Below are 18,034 nucleotides of genomic sequence, written 5' to 3' on the forward strand. Positions count from 1 at the left end.
GGCACCATCGACGCCCCCGGCGACAACGCCTTAGAATCCCCACTCGCACTCGCGTAGAAGAACGTCCTCGACCCGCATCCGGCCACCCGGGAAAACCCCCGTACGGCGATCACCACCCGGATCGAGCGAACCGACCACCGGCGCCGCCGACAGCTCCGGCTGAACCGTCCGACCCCCATCGACTTCGAGACGACCGGCGAAGCGCCACCGCCTCCGGCGGCATCAACCCGACTGTCACCAGTCCGTGCACCGGTTCCGGCCGCTCACGCCCGGCACCCGGTGCCCGGCCCCGGTGGCACCCAGTCAGAAGGCAGCGATGCAAGCCACGTTCCCCCTCACCACACCACACCACCTCGACAACGAGCCCGAAGCCGAGGCTCTGCTCGCGCAGGCTCCGGTCGTCCGCGCGACGATGGGTACGGCAGAGGTCTGGCTCGCCCTTTCCTACAAGGCGGTGCGCCAGGTCCTGAGCGACAGCCGGTTCAGCCGGGAGGCGGCCACGCTTCCGGGCAGCCCGCTGAAACTGTCCGTAGCCGCCGACCCGTTGCTGATCTCCAGCCAGGACGGCGAGCGCCACGCCCGCCCGCGCAAGCTGATGGCGCAGGCGTTCAGCCCACGCATGGTCGACCAGCTCGAACCACGCGTGCAGTCCATCGTGGACTCCTTGCTCGACTCCCTCGATCCCACCGCCGATCTTGTGGCAGGTCTCTGCGCTCCCCTGCCGTTGATGGTCATCTGCGAGCTGCTCGGCGTGCCCTACTCCGAGGCGGCGGCCATCCGCAGATGGACCAGACGGCTGTTCGTGACGGACATCACTCCGGACGAACTGCGGGCCGCGCAGAGCGAGATGCAGGACTGGCTCGCCGCACTGGTGCGCCAGAAGCGGGCGCGGCCGGACGACGGGTTGATCTCGGCGATGGTCGCCGCCAACGACGAGGGCGACCACCTCACCGAACCCGAGTTGCTGGCCAACCTCGAAGGCCTGCTGATCGCCGGCCACGAGACGACCGTCAACCAGCTGGGCAACTCACTGCTGACCCTGCTGCGCCACCCGGACCAACTCGCGCTGCTGCGATCGTCACCGGACCTGATCGGACCGGCGGTCGACGAACTGCTGCGCTACAGCAGGCTTTTCACCTCGGCCGAGGTCCGGGTCACGACCGAGCCCGTCGAACTGGAGGGCGTCGGTCTGGGGGCGGGCGAACCGTTGCTGCCGGTCATCGTCGCGGCCAACCGCGACCCCGGTGTGTACCCGGATCCCGGCCGCTTCGACATCACACGCGAAGGACCGGCAGCACACCTCGCCTTCGGACACGGGCCGCACTTCTGCCTCGGCGCGATACTGGCCCGCCGGGAGATGCGGGTGGCGATCGGCTCCGTGGTGAAACGGTATCCGGGACTCCGCCTCGCCGTCGACGAGTCCGAACTCACCTACATACCGGAACTGGTCTTCCGCGGCCTACGGGCGTTGCCGGTCACCTGGTGATCGACAGCCGCTGAAACCAGCTCCAAGGAGCGGCTCAGCCTGCTGCGTTCCTCGATGGCCAGCCGTCCTGGCGGACGCCTGGCCATCCCGCGTCTGCGGTGCCCTTGGAAGAAGTCTCAATCAAGCACGGCGGCGACGGCCTCGATCTCGACGAGCTGGTCCTGGTAACCGAGCACGGTGACGCCCATCAGCGTGCTCGGGACGTCATGGTCAGCGAACGAGTCCCGGACAACCTGCCAGGCGGCCACCAGGTCCTCCCGCCGGGCCGATGCGACGAGAACCCGTGTGCTGATGACGTCCTGGAGTGACGCGCCCGAGGCGGTAAGAGCGGCCTGCATGTTCTCGATGGCTTTCGCCGCTTGGCCCGCGTAGTCCCCGATCGCCGCCGTGGAGCCGTCGTCGTTCAGCGGACACGCCCCTGCGAGGTAGATCAGGCGTGACCCAGCGGGCGCCGTGGCCGCGTAGGCGTACTCGGCGACGTCGGACAGGGCGGCGGAGCGGATCAAAGTGACGGCACGAGCCACGGTCGTGGGGTCCTTTCCCTCGGGGATTCAGCGCGGACATCCTGCCAACGGCCAGTCGGCTTCCGCCTTCCCTTTTCTCGCCGCCCCGCGAGAACGCCGTCACTTCTGCTCGACCTTCACGAACCGCATGATCCCCAACTGACTCCGAAACCAGTCGACAAACGCCGTTCCCGGCATCAACGAAGCCACTGCGGCCACGCGCACAACCCGCAGCCGGGGCCCCAACACCCCCAGCGTCTGTGCCACGCCGACGCCTGCCACCGGCCCCGTTCCTTCCCGCCGTGCCGCTGCACCCCCCTGTCCTGGAACTTGCCAAATCGGCAACACTCATCGCGTCGAGTGGCTGCCGAGCCGCATGATCGATGGGGACCGCCGGCCGCCCGCGAACCGAGGAGAAGTCCCCATGCGATCAGAGCCGACCGCCGCACTCCGCCACCGCACCGTCGAGGCCCCTGCCGGGCGCCTGCACCTGGCAGAGCAGGGCACCGGCCCACTGGTCCTGCTCGTGCACGGCTTCCCCGAGTCCTGGTACTCCTGGCGCCGCCAACTCCCCGCCCTCGCCGCGGCCGGGTACCGGGCAGTGGCGATCGACGTACGCGGCTACGGCCGCTCCTCCAAGCCCTCCGCGACCGACGCCTACCGCATGCTCGACCTGGTGGAGGACAACGTCGCCGTCGTACGCGCCCTCGGCGAGGAAAGCGCGGTAGTCGTCGGCCACGACTGGGGCGCCAACATCGCCGCCGCCTCCGCCCTGCTCCACCCCGGAGTCTTCCGCGCGGTCGGCTTGCTGAGCGTCCCGTACACGCCGCCCGGCGGCCCCCGCCCCACCGACATCTTCGGGCAGATCGGCGGCCCCGAGCAGGAGTTCTACGTCTCGTACTTCCAGGAGCCCGGCCGCGCCGAGGCGGAGATCGAGCCCGACGTCCGGGGCTGGCTCGCAGGTTTCTACGCGGCCCTGTCCGCCGACACCATGCCGGCCGAGGGCGAACCCGACCCGCACTTCGTCACCCCGGGCTGTCGGCTGCGTGACCGTTTCCCCGCCGGCCCGCTCCCGGCCTGGCTGAGCGAGGACGACCTCGACGTCTACGCCGGGGAGTTCGAGCGCACCGGCCTGACCGGCGCCCTCAACCGCTACCGCAACATGGACCGCGACTGGGAAGACCTCGCCCCCCACCGCGGCGCCCCGATCAAACAGCCCGCTCTGTTCATCGGCGGCGCCCTGGACGCCTCCACCACCTGGATGGCCGACGCCATCGACGCCTACCCCACCACTCTCCCCGCTCTGTCCGCCTCCCACCTCCTGGACGGCTGCGGCCACTGGATCCAGCAGGAACGCCCCGACGAGGTCAACAGCCTGCTGACTGACTGGCTCACCACCCTCCACGGCTGAACCAGGCGGGCTGCCTGGGCACCTTGGCGGTGCATTGCGGAAGGGCCGCGCCGGGGTAGCGCATGCTGATCGAACCGGCCTGAGGTCACAGCAATCGGTCGACCAGCCCGTCGATGTAGTCCGGGGTGAGCGGGACCATGCCGAACAGGACGCGGATGTACATCGGGGCCAGGATGTGGTCCAGCACGTCGAACGCGTCGGGTGCGCGCTCGCCACGGTCCCGGGCGCGATCGAGCATGGACTGCAGTTGCCGGGTGCGTTCGGCGCGGAGGGCGGCACCAGCCTGTAGGCCGCGCTGACCGCTGCTCGACAGGGCGACGGCCAGGTGCAGCACCGCCGGTCCGTCGGGTCCGGTGATCTCGCGGGCCACTTGGGCTGCGTACGTGCGCAGGTCGCCGGCCAGGCTCCCGGTGTCGGGCATCGGCGACTGCGCGTTCAGGCGGGTGAGCGCCACGTCGGTGAGCAGGCTTTCCAGGCTGCCCCACCGGCGGTAGATGCTGCTGTCGGCTACGCCGGCGCGGGCCGCGACGTCGCCGACGGTGAAGTGGCCGTAGCCGCGCTCACTGATCAGGTCGGTGACGGCCTGGTGCACCTGCGCGCCGACGCGGGCGCTGCGCCCGCCGGGCCGCCGGGCTCGCTGTCGCTCGTTCATGCCCCCACCTTAACGCAGTCAGCACTTGCGTTTACGGCACAAGCCTTTTACAGTCGCCTAACGCAGTCACTGACTGCTTTAGAGTGCTCGGTCTGTCGCCACCTGGGTCGACCGTGGCCGGGCGCAACCAACGATTGAGGGGGACCCATGGCCGCATCGCATGCGACCGCAGGCAGTCGATCAAGCCGGACCGTGCTGCTCACGGTGACCTGCCTGGGCCAGTTCATGGTCCTGCTCGACAACACGATCGTTGGCGCGGCGCTGCCCGACATGCAGCACCGACTGCACACTCAGCTGACCGGACTGCAGTGGATCGTCGACGCGTACGTACTGCTGGTCGCCATGCTGCTGCTGTCCGGCGGTGTGTTCGCCGACCGGTTCGGCCGCAAGCGGGTGTACCTGACCGGCGTGGCGGTGTTCACCGCCGCATCGCTGCTGTGCAGCCTCGCGCCCTCGCTCGGCTGGCTGGTCGCCGGCCGGGTGCTGCAGGGCATCGGGGCCGCGGCGCTGAGCCCTGCCTCGCTCGCCCTGCTCGCCGCCGCCCATCCCGTGCCGCAGGAACGAATCAAGGCGATCGGGCTGTGGGCCGGACTCAGCGGAATCGGCCTGGCCGCGGGCCCGGTGGCCGGTGGCGTGCTGACCCAAGCCTTCGGCTGGCCCGCCATCTTCCTGGTCAATCTGCCCATCGGCGTGGTCCTGCTGCTGGTCGGCCTGCGCCACCTCAGCGAGTCCCGCAACCCGAGCGCCCCCGCGATCGACATCCCGGGCACGGCGCTGTCCGTTCTGGCCGTGGGGGTGCTGACCTACGGGCTGATCGAGGGCGGTGCCCGCGGCTGGACCTCACCGGTCATCCTGGGCAGCTTCGCCGCCGCGGTGATCCTCCTCGCCGCCTTCGTCGCCGTCGAATCGCGTCGTTCCGCTCCGATGCTGCCGCTGCGGCTGTTCCGGCAGCGCCTGTTCACCGTGTCCAACACCGCCATGGTCGTGGTGGGGTTCGCGCTCATGGGCTCGTCGTTCTTCTTCTCCCAGTTCTTCGTGCACGTCCAGGGCAGCTCGATCCTGCGCGCCGGCCTCCAGACCCTGCCGCTGTCCCTCGCCATGGTGGTGGTCAGCCCGTACGCGGGCCGGCTCGCCGCCCGGCACGGCTTCCGCATCGTGGTCACCACCGGCCTGGCCCTGGCCGGCCTGGGACTGCTGGCACTCGGCATGGTGCACGCCGACACCGGCTACGGAAACGTGTGGTGGCGGCTGGGACTCGCCGGCATCGGCTTCGCCCTGACCCTGTCCCCCCTGACAGGCGCCGCCATCCAGGCGGTCAGCCCGCAGGAAGGCGGCCTCGCATCAGGCATCAGCAGCACCACCCGGCAGATCGGCGCGGTGCTCGGTGTCGCGGTGCTCGGAGCCGTCGTCCGCGCCCGGCAATCCGACGGCGCCTCCTTCGAGACCGGCCTCGACAGCGCCTTCTTCGTCGCCGGCACCGTCACTTTGGCCACCGCCGTGTTCACCGGCCTGTGGCTGGCGAGGTCCAAGCCCGCGGAAGGCTCGGCGGCGCCGCGACGTTCCACCGATGCAGCTGCGGTCACCGCCTCGAACGAGGCCTCCGCGAAAAGCCGTTGACCATCCGAACCTGGGCGGCGACGCTCCCACAGGGCCCTGTGCGACATCCCGCAACCACACAAAGGACCCCGCGGCCTTGTCCCTCGACCCGACCACCGCACACCCGCTGCCCGCCCACGTACGCGTGGTGTTCCTCAACCCGCTGGTCACCTCACCGAACATCGCCGCGGGCGAGTACACCTGCGACGACGACCCGGACGGCGCCACGGACTTCGAGCACCGCAACGTCCTCTACGCCTACTGCTCGGAGCGCCTCGGCTACGGCGTCGCCCAGGAGGCAGAGGGCCACGGCTATGCCACCGAGGCGCTGCATGCCCTGCTGTACCACGGCTTCGCCGAGGCACGGGTGCGGCGGGTTCCCGCCGACATGGCCCACAACAACGTCGCCGCCCAGCGCGCTCTGGATAGCATCTGCGCCGCACCTTCTCCCACGAAAACCTCCACTCCTACGCCATTACAGGATGATCGCCGTGCGCTCCCTGACCTACTACGCCGCCACCACGCTCGACGGGTTCATCGCCGGCCCGAGCGGGGGCGATCCGAGCGGACCCGACGGCTTCTTCACCGTCACTCCCGACTACCTGGAACACATCGTCACGCACTACCCGGAGACACTGCCGGCCCCCGCCCGTGCGGCGTTGGGCGTGACCGCGTCCGGCACTCGCTTCGACACCGTCCTGGAGGGACGCCGCTCGTATCAGCTCGGACTGGACGCGGGCATCACCGACGCCTACCCGCACCTGCGGCACTACGTCTTCTCCCGCACCCTGACCAAGAGCCCCGACGCGGCCGTCGAGGTGATCTCCACCGACCCGCTGGAGAAGGTACGCGAACTCAAGACCCAGGACGGCAAGGGGATCTGGCTGGTCGGCGGCGCCGAGTTGGCCGGCGCCCTCTATCCGGAGATCGACGAACTCGTCCTCAAGGTCAACCCGGTCACGATCGGCGCGGGTATCCCGCTGTTCGCAGGGAAGTCCGAGACGAATCCGCGCGCGTTCACGATGACCGGGCACACGGTGCTGCCCAGCGGCACCGTCTTCCTCAGCTACACCCGTGCCTGACGACCGCATGACCAGCCGACGCGGACCCGGGCCCACTGCCAGGCCGAGCCCTGATCCCACTATGCCGGACCCGTTCGACGTGAGGGTTCACTGCACGTCGACCGGTCCTGACGGGCGCAACGTCGTCACACGGTTCGGGAACTCGAAACTCGGAACTCGGCTGGCAGCACTTCACTCACCGACACAACATCAAGAAATGTTCGCTCCTCGATGCGGCCCTCAAGGACAAGGTCGAGGGCAACGACGGACACGGGCTCCTGGAGTGCGACGGTGTTGCAATCAGGGCCGGTAGCCGTCCGCCGCAGGTGAGGTTTGTGGTAGCCGTTCAGTACACGCGCAAGACCAAGGACAAAAGGTTCGACGCCGGACGAGGACCGAAGGTCGGTGTCGTCACGCCTTCTGCCGCAACCAGCCACACAACAAGTGCCCTGCATGGATGAACTAGTGACTGACCCCGAAGACAGGGAGCAGCAGGCGGCTGTCAGTCGCCTGCTGCTGTACTACCTCAACGCGCCCCTCGCCGAGGGCTGCCGCCTGCGTGGAGTGCTGCCCGCCCCGGGAGCCGTCCGGATTGCCGTCCAGGCGGGCGATGCCGAGGACGCCGTCACCTTCTTGTACGAGATCCCGCACGACACCGTGGCCCCGTACTACATCCCCGGCATCCTGCGCACTGTCCTGGCCGGTACCCAGCTCTACAGCTCCAGCGACGTCAGTGAAGCCATGGGGATGACCGTCATCCGTCTGCGCCCCGAGGAGATCACCCCGGACCCAGAGCCCGAACAAGGCCAGGCACTCACTGTCCTGCGCGCCCTGGCGGACCCCAATGACGATGAGAACCCCTTCCTCCTCGGGTTCCTGCCGTTGGAACACCACAGGCTTCGTCTGTACGTGCAACGCCCCGACCGGCCGGGCGTCATCGGCGCCGACATCCGTCTCACCACTGCTCCTACTGCGCTGATCAGCTCCCTGCCGAGCCTCATCGAAGAAGACCAGTACCGACACCCGTCTCCCGCCGATCCCCACTGCGATCTCCTGGTGGACCTCACAAACTGGCAGACCAGCTGAACTGCGTCGAGCCACCGGTGTCCCCATCGGTAGGCGGCGCAGCTCACCGCGCACCCCGCGTGCGATCACCGCTGGCCACCCGGCCGCTGCCTCCGCCCCCAGTCCGGCTGGGCAGGGGCGAGGGGCCGCTGCACTTCTTGGTGCGACACGTGACGCCGCGGCACATCCTCGCCGTCCGGTCCCGGGATCGGCTCCCGGCTCCCGGCTCGTTGCCTACTCCTGCGAGCAACTCCGTTCTTTTCATTGACATTTCACTCACAAGTCCTACCGTTGGGAGCGCTCCCATAGCTGTGCAACTGGAAGGAGTTCCCCCCACATGCGCAAACAGATTCCGTTAACCGGGCGTTCGCGGTCGCCCCTGCGCCGGCCTCTCCAGGCGCTCGCCATGCTGTTCGCCGTGGTTGTCGGCGCACTGACCTGGTCGGCCCCCGCCCAGGCTCACGGCACCATCGTCGACCCCGCCTCCCGCGCGTACCAGTGCTGGAAGACGTGGGGCAGCAATCACACGAACCCGGCCATGCAGACCGAGGACCCCATGTGCTGGCAGGCCTTCCAGGCCAACCCCGACACCATGTGGAACTGGATGAGCGCGCTCCGCGACGGCCTCGGTGGCCAGTTCCAGGCGCGGACCCCCGACGGGACGCTCTGCAGCAACAACCTCTCGAGGAACGCCAGCCTGGACAAGCCCGGGCCGTGGAAAACCACCACCGTCGGCAACAACTTCTCGGTCCACCTGTACGACCAGGCGTCCCACGGTGCCGACTACTTCAAGGTCTACGTGAGCAAGCAGGGCTTCAACCCCAAGACCCAGACCCTGGGCTGGGGCAACCTCGACTTCATCACGCAAACCGGCCGTTTCGCCCCGGCGCAGGACATCACGTTCCCCGTCCAGACCTCGGGCTACACCGGACACCACATCCTGTTCACGATCTGGCAGGCCTCGCACCTCGACCAGGCGTACATGTGGTGCAGTGACGTGAACTTCGGCTGAGCCGGAGAGCGTCACACATAGCACGGGCCTCCGCCGGGCAGCGGTAACCCGCCGCCCGGCCGACCGAGCCCCGTCGGGGCAAGGGACCTTTCGGTCACCCTGCCCCGACGGGGCTTCCTGCGCTCGTTGGCGTTGTCCATGGCACTGGTGAGCAGGGCGGCGAGGTCGGCGGTGGCCTCGGATTCGGCGGCGAGGCCGGACCTCGAGCGCCAGCCGGCCGGGCGCGGGCGCGGCGGCCGGGACCAGGCAGGCGAGCGCGGACAGCATCCCCGGTGTGCACGGGCGGGCGGGCGGCGCGCAGCCGCCAGGGCGGCCAGGCCGTGGTCATCGTCGCCCTCGCATCCGTGGTGCGGATTCGGGAACGGGCTGCCGCCAGAGCGCTGTACCGAGTGAGAGGGGGGTGGAGCAGGCTGGTCGTCATCAGTGAGGCACGTGTCTTGTTACCACATGCTGGGAGGGCGGTAGCGGCTGCCGGTTCCGCCTGCCGCCCCCGCGCTCAGGAGACGTGCCGGGCCGGCTCTGCTCCGGTGTGGATCAGGAAGTCGGTGAGTACTTGGGCGAGTCGCTCGGGCTGGTCCTCGGGAATGAGGGTGGACGAGTCGGCGATTTCGACCAGTCGGCCCTGCGGGTACAGCTCGGCCAGCCGGGGGCCGTGTTCACGCGGCATCAGCCAGTCCTCGGTCGCCCAGACGACCAGTACCGGGCGGTCGACCGACTATGCCGACGCATGTCCGATCGGGACGGTGGCTCTGGAGGTCGCGAACAACAATGAGGTGCTGCGGGTCGCGACGGCGGAGGTTTTCGAGGAGTGGGTCGGTACGGCGACGCGGTGGTTCGGCCGCTGGGTGGCCGAACCGGAGACGGCGCAGTCCCTCGCGTACTCGATGGTCATGATGCTGGAGGGAGCCTTCATGCTCAGCCGGGCCGCCCGTGATCGGGAACCGCTGCGCGTGGCCGGCCGCTCGATGGCCGCGCTGCTGCACACGGCCATCACCCAGGCCGACCAGGACTGATCACGAACAACGAGAAAGACAGCCCCTGCACGAGCAGCGCACACCTCACCGCCGGCTCCACGCGCTTGCGGACCGCTGTACTGACGCAAGAGCGCCGCCGCTCCCGTTCAGGATCAACGCCGGCTCGCAGGACGGCCCGGTGAGCAAGTGAGCCAGGGTGTCCATGGCGCGGGGCTCCCGGGGTCACGCCGGGCCATCGAGAGAATCGTCTGCCCATCTGCCCAGGAGTCGGCGCGACAGGCTCATCTGTTCGGTCGGCGCCTGATCCGGGGACCGGCAGGTGACGTGCGGAAGCAGCCGTCGGACCTCGGCGAGGACGAGAACGCCGACATCGGCCAGGGGTGGCAGCGCGCCGAGAACGCAGAGGCCGGCGGCGGCGAGCTGGACGGCGTGGGCGGTCGGCCAGCCGCCGGCCGTCTCGTCGGCCGGGAGCAGGGTGCGGCGTGTGCTCGTGAACGTCGTCGAGCCAGCCCGCAACCGGGCCGGAGTGGAAGAAGAAGTCGGTGGCGAGCGGGTCCACTTCCCGTTGTTCGCCCTGGACGGCCCCGGCGGCGGCCCGGTCGCCCTCACGGCGGGCGTTCTCGACGTCTGCGGAGCGAGCCTCGGCGGAGATGTAGGTGGTACCGGACGACCTCCTGACCGTTCGGCTCGGTCCCGAGGCCGCTGAACCCGCCCAACGACGAGGGCCGACCCTCCGGTTGCAGGCGACCGTATGCTGCGAAACCCTTGGAAGCGGGGTTCTTGTCGGCCCACGCGATGGCCGGCCGCGCGGAATGGCGCCACAGCCGCAATCGTCTTGTGCACTCACGACTCTTCCGCATCGGCCCGCCGCGGACGACATCCTTTCTGCGCTCCGGACTCAGGGACGACCGGCGTGCAGGTGGGCGTGATGGGCGCGGGAGGAGTATGCCTTATAGGCATATGCGGTTGCTGTTCAGTCAGTCCGGGCCAGGGCCGGGTGCGATGTTCAGGATGTAGGAGCGCCAGGAGTGTTCGGCAGAAAAATGCGGCTTCTTCCCCTGCCGACGGCATCCGGTATGAGCGGAGAAAGGTCGCGGTGGAATGGACGTATCACCTGAGATGCTGGCAGCCAAGGATGCGCTTGCCACCCTTTTGCGGCAGGCACTGCCCTTCCTGCCTGGCGTGGCGGGCGTAGATATCGGCTTTCGCCAGGATGGGGTCGAATTGACGGATGAAGTCGCCATTCGGGTCTTGGTCACTGACGGGGACAACGTGCCCAGTCAGCTGGACGCCCTGACGGCCGACACCCCTTTCCCCGTCACGGTTGTACAACGCGACTTCACTCCATTGGCGGACGACACCACCTACGACCCCGTGATCGGTGGAGGCACCGTGAAGGCGGAACATGGTGGATTCCTCTCTGCTGGCGGCACCTTGGGTGGCATTGCGAACGACGCGATGTTCGGTGGGCGAGTCGGGGTTTCCTGCGCGCACGTAATCGCGAGTAGCACGGAGTCAGTGAACATCGCCCAAGGGGACCCGATATACCAGCCCGGCCTGAACCGCAAGATCGGTAGACTCCACCGCTGGCAAGACGCCACCGATACGGCTGTGTTCACGTTCGACGATGCCATCGCCATCGATGGGGCCATCGCTGATATCGGAGCTTATAGCGGTATGTCTCGGGCTGCATTGGGAGATGCAGTGCGGAAGCGGGGCAAGAGGACACTGCTCACCACCGGCCGTGTGAGTGCGGTGGGTCTACAGCCGCTCGGGATCGGCACTCCTCCTAATTCATTCGAAATCTATACCGACGACGTAGTCAATCAGCCGATCTTTGCAGAAAGCGGCGACAGCGGATCCCTCATCGTCAATCTCTTCGACCAGGTGGTGGGGATTCTCACGCAGAAGGGAATCGAGTACAGCAAGATCGTCACCATCGGCACCCCGCCTCCAGGCGCAATATCCGGGTTCGCCACGCAAATGATGACCGAAGGTTCGGTCACTGGTGCTGCCGACTCAGTCGGGATCAACTTCTGAGGGGGCGGTTCGCGAGGCAATGAGGGGGGTGGCGGGAGCATGCACTATCAGCCAGTAGCAAGTCAGCACGGGAGCGTCGGAACGGGTAGCTACGGAGCCCACGGCCGCCGCTGCATCCACGCCATCCTCGACATCGGAACAGCCCTCGCTGCCGGCGACTCCGCTGCCCGGCTTCGCGACCACGTCGCTGCCGGGGAGAAGTCATCTGGTTCTGCTTCGAGCTGGCCACCGATGGATACGTGATCCGGCAAGTCGAGGTTCAGGAGCCCGGGGGTGAATGCTTCGGCCGCCGCCTCGCTTGCCAAATGAGTCCCTCCTGCACCGCGAGAAAGTCGAGAAGCGGCGCAACAGTTCGGCCACCAGAGCTGCGGGTACATCGCGGTGAGACAGCGGACGCCGTCGCTTCAACGCGGGCCCCGGGCAAGGTCCCCGTGTCCGGAATTCATTCATCCTCCTGAGCGCTCTGCCACCCTGTTGCCTGGCAAACCGACGGCAGTCAGGGGGGAGAACGTTGACGACACCCACCACTCCAGGCAGCGATCCGCCTCAAGCCACACCCCCTGCTACAGCTCCGGCGGCGCCGCTTGCTGCCGCAACAACGCCACCTTCCACTCAGGACACGTTCGCGAGTGGCGTCGCAGAAACTCTCGCACCTGGCGCCGGGGCACTGACGGGATGGAAACGGTGGCGGTATGTGGCCCTGGTGGTTGCAGTGACCGTCTCTCTATCCGTGCTCACTTTGTGGGGCGGGGACCTCTGGAACTGGTGGCGAGCCGACGAACACATGCGTCAAGACGAAGCGGCTCAGTCCCGCTTCGACGAAACCAGGGCACCCTTCACAGTCGTCGTGGAGCGTCTCGCTGAAGACGAGTACCAACCCGATCTCCTCATCGACCGTCCCTTCACGTCGGCCGAGCTGCGCAAGCTCATCGCACTCAATATGCAGGATCCAGAAGACATCAAGGACTTCGACTCGATGATGGCGGAACGCAAGGCGCGACGCGTGAACGCGCCATCATGGGATACCGCTATGCTCGCCACCGCGAGCGTCTACCAGCTGAACATACACAGCGAGAAGGACGACGCTCTGACCATCAACGGCCTTGAAGCGATGAACGTGCGATGCGGAGACATCCCCACCGCAAAGACCGTCATCAGGTTCCCCAGTCAGGGCGAGGTCAGTGCGGCCGGCCTGCTGCTGGATCTGGACTCTCGCCCGAAAACCCCGATCAACACCGACCACGACGCACCCGACGCAGGCAAGCCGTACTTCTCGCGCCACGGGATCGCTATCGGTGGTACCCAGTCACCGGGGCTGGTGAGACTCGAAGTAGCAACGGGGACGGCGCGGTGCACGTTCAACCTCAGAGCTCGCTATACGCACACGGACACGGAGGTGCATTCGGTCGTCATCACCAACGGCGGACAGCCCTTTGTCGCCGAGAGCACCCCCAAGCGCCCGGAGCAGGAGATCATCTTCAGTATCCCGGACAGATCGTTCGTTGACTGTTCGCAGCGGTGGGTCCCAGGGTGTAGCGAGTACTGGAAGTGATCCTCGAGAGGACTCACATGCCCATTGCCTGGCCGGCTATCGGCGCCCGACGGTCCATGCCCGGCTGAACGGTGCGGCGGCCAGCACCGCCCTCCCCCGCCCCGGCATGGTGGCAGCACGCATAGCTGCCCCCCGAACTATGGTGTCCCACCACATGTGCCCCTGACCTGCGTCTTCCTACCGTGTGCCGACACCCACCCGTCCCCACCGCACACGAGGAAGTGGCGCACATGGCATCCCCGACCACCGCTCCCCCACCCCCGGCGAGCCTGCCGCGCATCGTCGCCGCCAGCCTCATCGGGACCACCATCGAGTGGTACGACTTCTTCCTCTACGGATCCGCCGCCGCGCTGGTGTTCAACAAGCTGTTCTTCCCGGACTCCGATCCGCTGGTCGGGACGCTGCTGTCGTTCCTGACGTACGCGGTCGGATTCGCGGCCCGCCCGCTGGGGGCGCTCGTGTTCGGGCACTACGGTGACCGGCTGGGGCGGAAGAAGCTGCTGGTGCTCAGCCTCGTGCTGATGGGCGGGGCGACGTTCGCCATCGGGCTGCTGCCCACGCACGCCACCGTCGGGGCCGCCGCGCCCGTACTGCTCACCCTGCTGCGGCTGGTGCAGGGCTTCGCGCTCGGCGGCGAGTGGGGCGGTGCCGTCCTGCTGGTGTCGGAGCACGGGGACGCGCGGCGGCGCGGCTTCTGGGCCTCGTGGCCGCAGACCGGCGCGCCGGCCGGGCAACTGCTCGCGACCGGTGTGCTGTCGCTGCTCACCGCCGTACTGTCCGACGACGCCTTCGGCACCTGGGGCTGGCGGATTCCGTTCCTGCTCTCCGGGGTGCTCGTGCTCGTCGGGCTGTGGATCCGTCTGTCCGTCGACGAGTCGCCCGTCTTCAAGGAGGCGCTGGAGCGGGCCGAGGCGCGCCGGGACGAGGCGGACGAGAAGCCGCCGCTGGTCTCCGTACTGCGCCACCACTGGCGGGACATCCTCGTGGCGATGGGCGCCCGGATGGCGGAGAACATCAGCTACTACGTCATCACCGCGTTCATCCTCGTCTACGCCACCACCTCCGCCGGCGTCTCCAAGCAGACCGCGCTGAACGCCGTGCTCATCGCTTCCGCCGTGCACTTCGCCGTCATCCCGGCCTGGGGCGCGCTGTCCGACCGGGTCGGACGGCGGCCGGTGTACCTGTTGGGCGCGGCCGGTGTCGGGCTCTGGATGTTCCCGTTCTTCGCGCTCGTGGACACCGGCTCGTTCGGGTACCTGATCCTGGCCGTGACCGTGGGGCTGGTGCTGCACGGCGCCATGTACGCGCCCCAGGCCGCCTTCTTCGCCGAGATGTTCGCGACCCGGATGCGGTACTCGGGTGCGTCGATCGGGGCGCAGTTCGCGTCCGTGGCGGCCGGCGCGCCCGCCCCGCTGATCGCCACCGCGCTGCTCTCCGACTACGACAGCTCCACCCCGATCGCGCTGTATGTGATCGCCGCCGTCGTGCTGACCCTGGTCGCGGTGACCCTGTCCCGGGAGACACGGCACCGGGATCTCGCCCGCGTCGAGGGCGAGGACGGTGAGCCCGCCGGCGCGGCGCCCGCCACCGAGGCCCGGACCGTCTGACCACCTGCCCCCTGCCCGCCCCGGCGGGAGGGGCGGCACCGGCCCCGCGCCCCGAGCCACTGCCGCGACCGGCCCCGCGCCCCGAGCCACTGCCGCGACCGGCCCCGCGACCCCTAGCCCCTGCCAACCGGCCCGCAGCCCACGTCAGACCGGCCCCAAAGCCCACACCGCAGACCGACCGGCCCCACAGCCCACGCCGCCGACCGGCCCGGGCTCGCGGGGCCGGTCAGCGTCGTGCCGGTGCGGCCAGGCGGTGCAGTCGCAGGGCCAGCTGGATCTCCAGTACGCGGGCCGGGCTCTGCCAGTCCGCGCCGAGCAGGCGGCCCACGCGCTCCAGCCGTTGCGCCACCGTGTTGACGTGGACGTGGAGGGTGTCCTTCGTGCGCGCCGGACTCATCCCGCCCTCGAAGTACGCGTCCAGGGTGCGCACCAGGTCCGTGCCGCGCCGCTCGTCGTACGACACGACCGGGCCGATGGTCCGCTCGACGAACCCGGCGATGTCCCGTTCGCCCGCGAGGAGCAGGCCGAGGAAGCCGAAGTCCTCGGCCGCCGCGCCGTCCCCGGCCCGGCCCAGCAGGCGCAGGGCGTCCAGACAGCGGCGGCCCTCCGCGTAGGCGGCGGCCACCGTCTCGGGGTGCCGGGCCAGGTCGGTGACGGGTGCGGAGGCGCCGACCGTGACGGGCTGGTGGACGGCCGTGCCCAGGTCGCGTGCGGTGCGGCGGGCCACCTCCGTGGCGGTGGCGCCGGTGTCCAGCGGCAGCAGCAGGACGGTGCCGCCGTCGCGGGCCGCGGCGAGACCGCGCCGGGTGGCCGCGAGGTGGGAGGCGGCCGACCACAGCCGGCGGCGGGCCGCGGCCTCCTCGTCGGCGTCGGCCGCCGGGCCGTCGAGACGGGCGGCGAGGACCACATGGGTGGCGTCCAGGTCCGCCTGGAGGCGGCTGGCGCGTTCGCGCAGCAGGCGCGGGTCCCGGTCGCGCACGTCGAGCAGGTCGTCCAGCAGCTCGCCGCGCACGCGCTGTTCGGCCTCGGCGGCGGAGCGGCGGGCGAGCAGCAGCAGGGAGGTGACCATCGCCGCGCGCTCCAGGGTGCGCTGGTCGACCGGGTCCAGACCGGGGTGGCCGCGCAGGGCCAGGGCGCCGAGGAGTTCACCGCCCGCGGCCACCGCGGCGATCCAGTCCTTGCCGTGCCGTACGGCATGACCCCCGGCGCGGGAGACCTCCAGCGGTGCGGCGGGCGCCGCGGCCGCCTCGGTGAACTCGACTGCTCCGTCGAGCACTTCGGAGACCGCGGCGGCCACGTCGTGGACCCCGCCGCCGCGCAGGACGAGTTCGGCGAGCCGGTCGTGCACCTCGGACGCCCGTTCGATGACGGCGCTGCGGTCCCGGATGATCTCGTTGGCGCGCTCCAGGCCGGCCAGGGCGGAGCGGGTCTCGGTGAGCAGGTTGGCGGTGTCGATGGCCGCCGCGGCGAGCGCGGCGAAGGAGCCGAGCAGGGCGATCTGCTCGCGTTCGAAGACCCTGGCCCGCCGGTCGGCCGCGAAGAGGACGCCGATCACGTGCGGGCCGAGCATCAGGGGGACGCCGAGGATGGCGACCAGGCCCTCGTCGCGGACGCCGGCGTCGATGGTACGCGTGTGCTGGAAGCGGCCGTCCCGGAAGTAGTCGTCGGTGACGTACGGCCGCGCGGTCTGGGCGACGAGCCCGCCGAGCCCTTCGCCCATGCCGAGGCGGAGTTGCTGGAAGCGGGCGGAGACGGAGCCCTCCGTGACCCGCATATAGGTGTCGCCGCGCACGGGGTCGTTGAGGCTGAGGTAGGCGACGTCCGTGCCGAGCAGCGAGCGGGCGCGCTGCACGATCGCCTGGAGCACGGCGTCCACGTCGCGGAGTCCGGCCAGGTCGTGGGCGGTCTCGAAGAGCGCCGACAGCTCCGCCTCGCGCCGCCGGCGTCCCTCCAGCTCGGCGCGCACGCGCAGGGCCAGCGCCCTGGCCTCTTCGAGCGCGGCGATCCGGCCGGCCGGTGCGCCCGCGGCCCGGGCGAGCAGGACGGGCTGCTCATAGGCCTCGACGGAGGCGTCACGGGCCAGCAGGCCGAGGTACGGCGCCTCGGCGCTGCCGTTGAGTGCCGGCTGGAGATGATCGCGGGACATGGTCACAGGATTCCGTATCGGCCGCCCGGTCCGGCAGCCCTGTGGATAACTCCCGGAGCCGGAGCTGCCGGGCCGGTCAGTGGGCCGTCCACCCGCCGTCGAGGACGAGCGAGGTGCCGGTGACGAAGGACGCCTGCGGGCTGCACAGGTAGGCCACGGCCTCGGCGACCTCCTCGGGTTCGATGAGCCGCCGCAGCGCGCTGTCCTTCAGCAGGATGTCGGAGAGCACGCGCTCCTCGGGGATGCCGTGGGCCTCCGCCTGGTCGGCGATCTGCTTCTCGACCAGTGGGGTGCGCACATAGGCGGGATTCACACAGTTCGAGGTCACACCGTGGGCGGCACCTTCCAGTGCGGCCGTCTTGGACAGTCCTTCCAGACCGTGTTTGGCGGCCACATAGGCGGACTTGAAGGCCGAGGCGCGCAGACCGTGGACGGAGGACACATTCACGATCCGGCCCCAGCCGTGCGCGTACATGTGCGGGAGGGCGCCGCGGATGAGGCGGAAGGGTGCTTCCAGCATCACGGTGAGCACTGTGTGGAACACCTCGGGCGGGAACTCCTCGATGGGCCGTACGAGTTGCAGCCCGGCGTTGTTGACCAGCACATCCGTGCCGGCGGCGGCGCGTTCGGCGGCGTCCAGGTCGGTGAGGTCCACGACCCGCGGTACGACGGTGCCCGTGAGGCCGCCGGTCCGTTCGGCCTGCCGGGCCAGCTCGGCCAGGCCGGCCGCGTCCCGGTCGACGGCGCGCACCTCGGCCCCGGCGGCGGCCAGCCGCAGCGCGCAGGCGCGGCCGATGCCGCTGGCGGCGCCGGTGACGAGTGCGGTCCGGCCGTCGAGGTCGAGAGCGAGGGGCTGAGGCGGGGCGCCGGGTCCGGGCAGCGGGAGGGACGAGGTCATGGGCCGACCCTAAGTGGAACCCCACGGTCAC

Annotated in this window: 15 protein-coding genes and 2 pseudogenes; 11 read left to right on the plus strand and 6 right to left on the minus strand. The window is 69.5% G+C overall.

The window, feature by feature from the left end; all coding sequences use genetic code 11:
* Window positions 1-316 precede the first annotated feature (316 nt).
* Window positions 317-1,486: a cytochrome P450 gene (locus ACH4OA_RS32895; protein ID WP_397973044.1), complete on the plus strand. Its 1,170-nt coding sequence runs from the start codon at window positions 317-319 to the stop codon at window positions 1,484-1,486.
* 116 nt (window positions 1,487-1,602) lie between these two features.
* Here the strand turns inward: ACH4OA_RS32895 and ACH4OA_RS32900 are convergent, their stop codons facing one another.
* Entirely contained in the window at window positions 1,603-2,010 is a 408-nt protein-coding gene (locus ACH4OA_RS32900) for a RidA family protein (protein ID WP_397973046.1), read from the minus strand.
* 99 nt (window positions 2,011-2,109) lie between these two features.
* The gene (locus ACH4OA_RS32905) at window positions 2,110-2,271 is read right to left on the minus strand and encodes a hypothetical protein (RefSeq protein WP_397949538.1); all 162 of its coding nucleotides are present in this window, start codon (window positions 2,269-2,271) and stop codon (window positions 2,110-2,112) included.
* A gap of 142 nt (window positions 2,272-2,413) precedes the next feature.
* Between ACH4OA_RS32905 and ACH4OA_RS32910 the strand changes: the two genes are divergently transcribed.
* The gene (locus ACH4OA_RS32910) at window positions 2,414-3,400 is read left to right on the plus strand and encodes an alpha/beta fold hydrolase (protein ID WP_397937257.1); all 987 of its coding nucleotides are present in this window, start codon (window positions 2,414-2,416) and stop codon (window positions 3,398-3,400) included.
* Between the two features lie 85 nt (window positions 3,401-3,485).
* Here ACH4OA_RS32910 and ACH4OA_RS32915 read toward each other — a convergent pair whose 3' ends face one another.
* Window positions 3,486-4,052: a TetR/AcrR family transcriptional regulator gene (locus ACH4OA_RS32915; protein ID WP_397937255.1), complete on the minus strand. Its 567-nt coding sequence runs from the start codon at window positions 4,050-4,052 to the stop codon at window positions 3,486-3,488.
* A gap of 147 nt (window positions 4,053-4,199) precedes the next feature.
* Here ACH4OA_RS32915 and ACH4OA_RS32920 point away from each other — a divergent pair, with 147 nt between their 5' ends.
* The 5 genes and pseudogenes from ACH4OA_RS32920 to ACH4OA_RS32940 all read left to right on the plus strand — a co-directional run bounded on the left by ACH4OA_RS32920 (window position 4,200) and on the right by ACH4OA_RS32940 (window position 8,786).
* Complete coding sequence (locus ACH4OA_RS32920; RefSeq protein WP_397973049.1) at window positions 4,200-5,669, plus strand: MFS transporter; 1,470 nt, start codon at window positions 4,200-4,202, stop codon at window positions 5,667-5,669.
* A pseudogene (locus ACH4OA_RS32925) lies at window positions 5,620-6,060 on the plus strand (GNAT family N-acetyltransferase); the annotation flags it as partial. The gene ACH4OA_RS32920 and the pseudogene ACH4OA_RS32925, both read left to right, overlap by 50 nt.
* 79 nt (window positions 6,061-6,139) lie before the next feature.
* Window positions 6,140-6,730, plus strand: coding sequence for a dihydrofolate reductase family protein (locus tag ACH4OA_RS32930; protein WP_397973091.1), 591 nt, complete (start codon window positions 6,140-6,142; stop codon window positions 6,728-6,730).
* A 444-nt stretch (window positions 6,731-7,174) separates the two neighbouring features.
* Window positions 7,175-7,795: a hypothetical protein gene (locus ACH4OA_RS32935; protein WP_397973052.1), complete on the plus strand. Its 621-nt coding sequence runs from the start codon at window positions 7,175-7,177 to the stop codon at window positions 7,793-7,795.
* A 385-nt stretch (window positions 7,796-8,180) separates the two neighbouring features.
* Window positions 8,181-8,786, plus strand: a complete 606-nt coding sequence (locus tag ACH4OA_RS32940; protein WP_365883919.1) for a lytic polysaccharide monooxygenase — start codon at window positions 8,181-8,183, stop codon at window positions 8,784-8,786.
* A 496-nt stretch (window positions 8,787-9,282) separates the two neighbouring features.
* On the opposite strand, the pseudogene ACH4OA_RS32945 reads toward ACH4OA_RS32940, so the two are convergent.
* A pseudogene (locus tag ACH4OA_RS32945) lies at window positions 9,283-9,495 on the minus strand (alpha/beta fold hydrolase); the annotation flags it as partial.
* Between the two features lie 25 nt (window positions 9,496-9,520).
* On the opposite strand from ACH4OA_RS32945, the gene ACH4OA_RS32950 reads away from it, so the two are divergent.
* From ACH4OA_RS32950 to ACH4OA_RS32965, 4 genes are all read left to right on the plus strand, one after another.
* Window positions 9,521-9,799 carry a hypothetical protein gene (locus tag ACH4OA_RS32950; RefSeq protein WP_397973094.1) on the plus strand — a complete coding sequence of 93 codons (279 nt, stop codon included), beginning with the start codon at window positions 9,521-9,523 and terminating at the stop codon, window positions 9,797-9,799.
* A 1,062-nt stretch (window positions 9,800-10,861) separates the two neighbouring features.
* Window positions 10,862-11,800: a hypothetical protein gene (locus ACH4OA_RS32955; RefSeq protein ID WP_397973054.1), complete on the plus strand. Its 939-nt coding sequence runs from the start codon at window positions 10,862-10,864 to the stop codon at window positions 11,798-11,800.
* Between the two features lie 694 nt (window positions 11,801-12,494).
* Window positions 12,495-13,352, plus strand: a complete 858-nt coding sequence (locus tag ACH4OA_RS32960; RefSeq protein ID WP_397973057.1) for a hypothetical protein — start codon at window positions 12,495-12,497, stop codon at window positions 13,350-13,352.
* 230 nt (window positions 13,353-13,582) lie between these two features.
* Entirely contained in the window at window positions 13,583-14,959 is a 1,377-nt protein-coding gene (locus ACH4OA_RS32965; protein ID WP_397939360.1) for an MFS transporter, read from the plus strand.
* A 226-nt stretch (window positions 14,960-15,185) separates the two neighbouring features.
* Here the strand turns inward: ACH4OA_RS32965 and ACH4OA_RS32970 are convergent, their stop codons facing one another.
* Both ACH4OA_RS32970 and ACH4OA_RS32975 read right to left on the minus strand, forming a co-directional pair.
* Complete coding sequence (locus ACH4OA_RS32970; protein ID WP_397973059.1) at window positions 15,186-17,105, minus strand: helix-turn-helix domain-containing protein; 1,920 nt, start codon at window positions 17,103-17,105, stop codon at window positions 15,186-15,188.
* 76 nt (window positions 17,106-17,181) lie between these two features.
* The gene (locus tag ACH4OA_RS32975) at window positions 17,182-18,003 is read right to left on the minus strand and encodes a 3-hydroxybutyrate dehydrogenase (protein WP_397939364.1); all 822 of its coding nucleotides are present in this window, start codon (window positions 18,001-18,003) and stop codon (window positions 17,182-17,184) included.
* Window positions 18,004-18,034: the final 31 nt, after the last annotated feature.

Origin of the sequence: Streptomyces sp. NPDC017095 (assembly GCF_044332325.1) — a bacterium.
Lineage (GTDB): Bacteria > Actinomycetota > Actinomycetes > Streptomycetales > Streptomycetaceae > Streptomyces.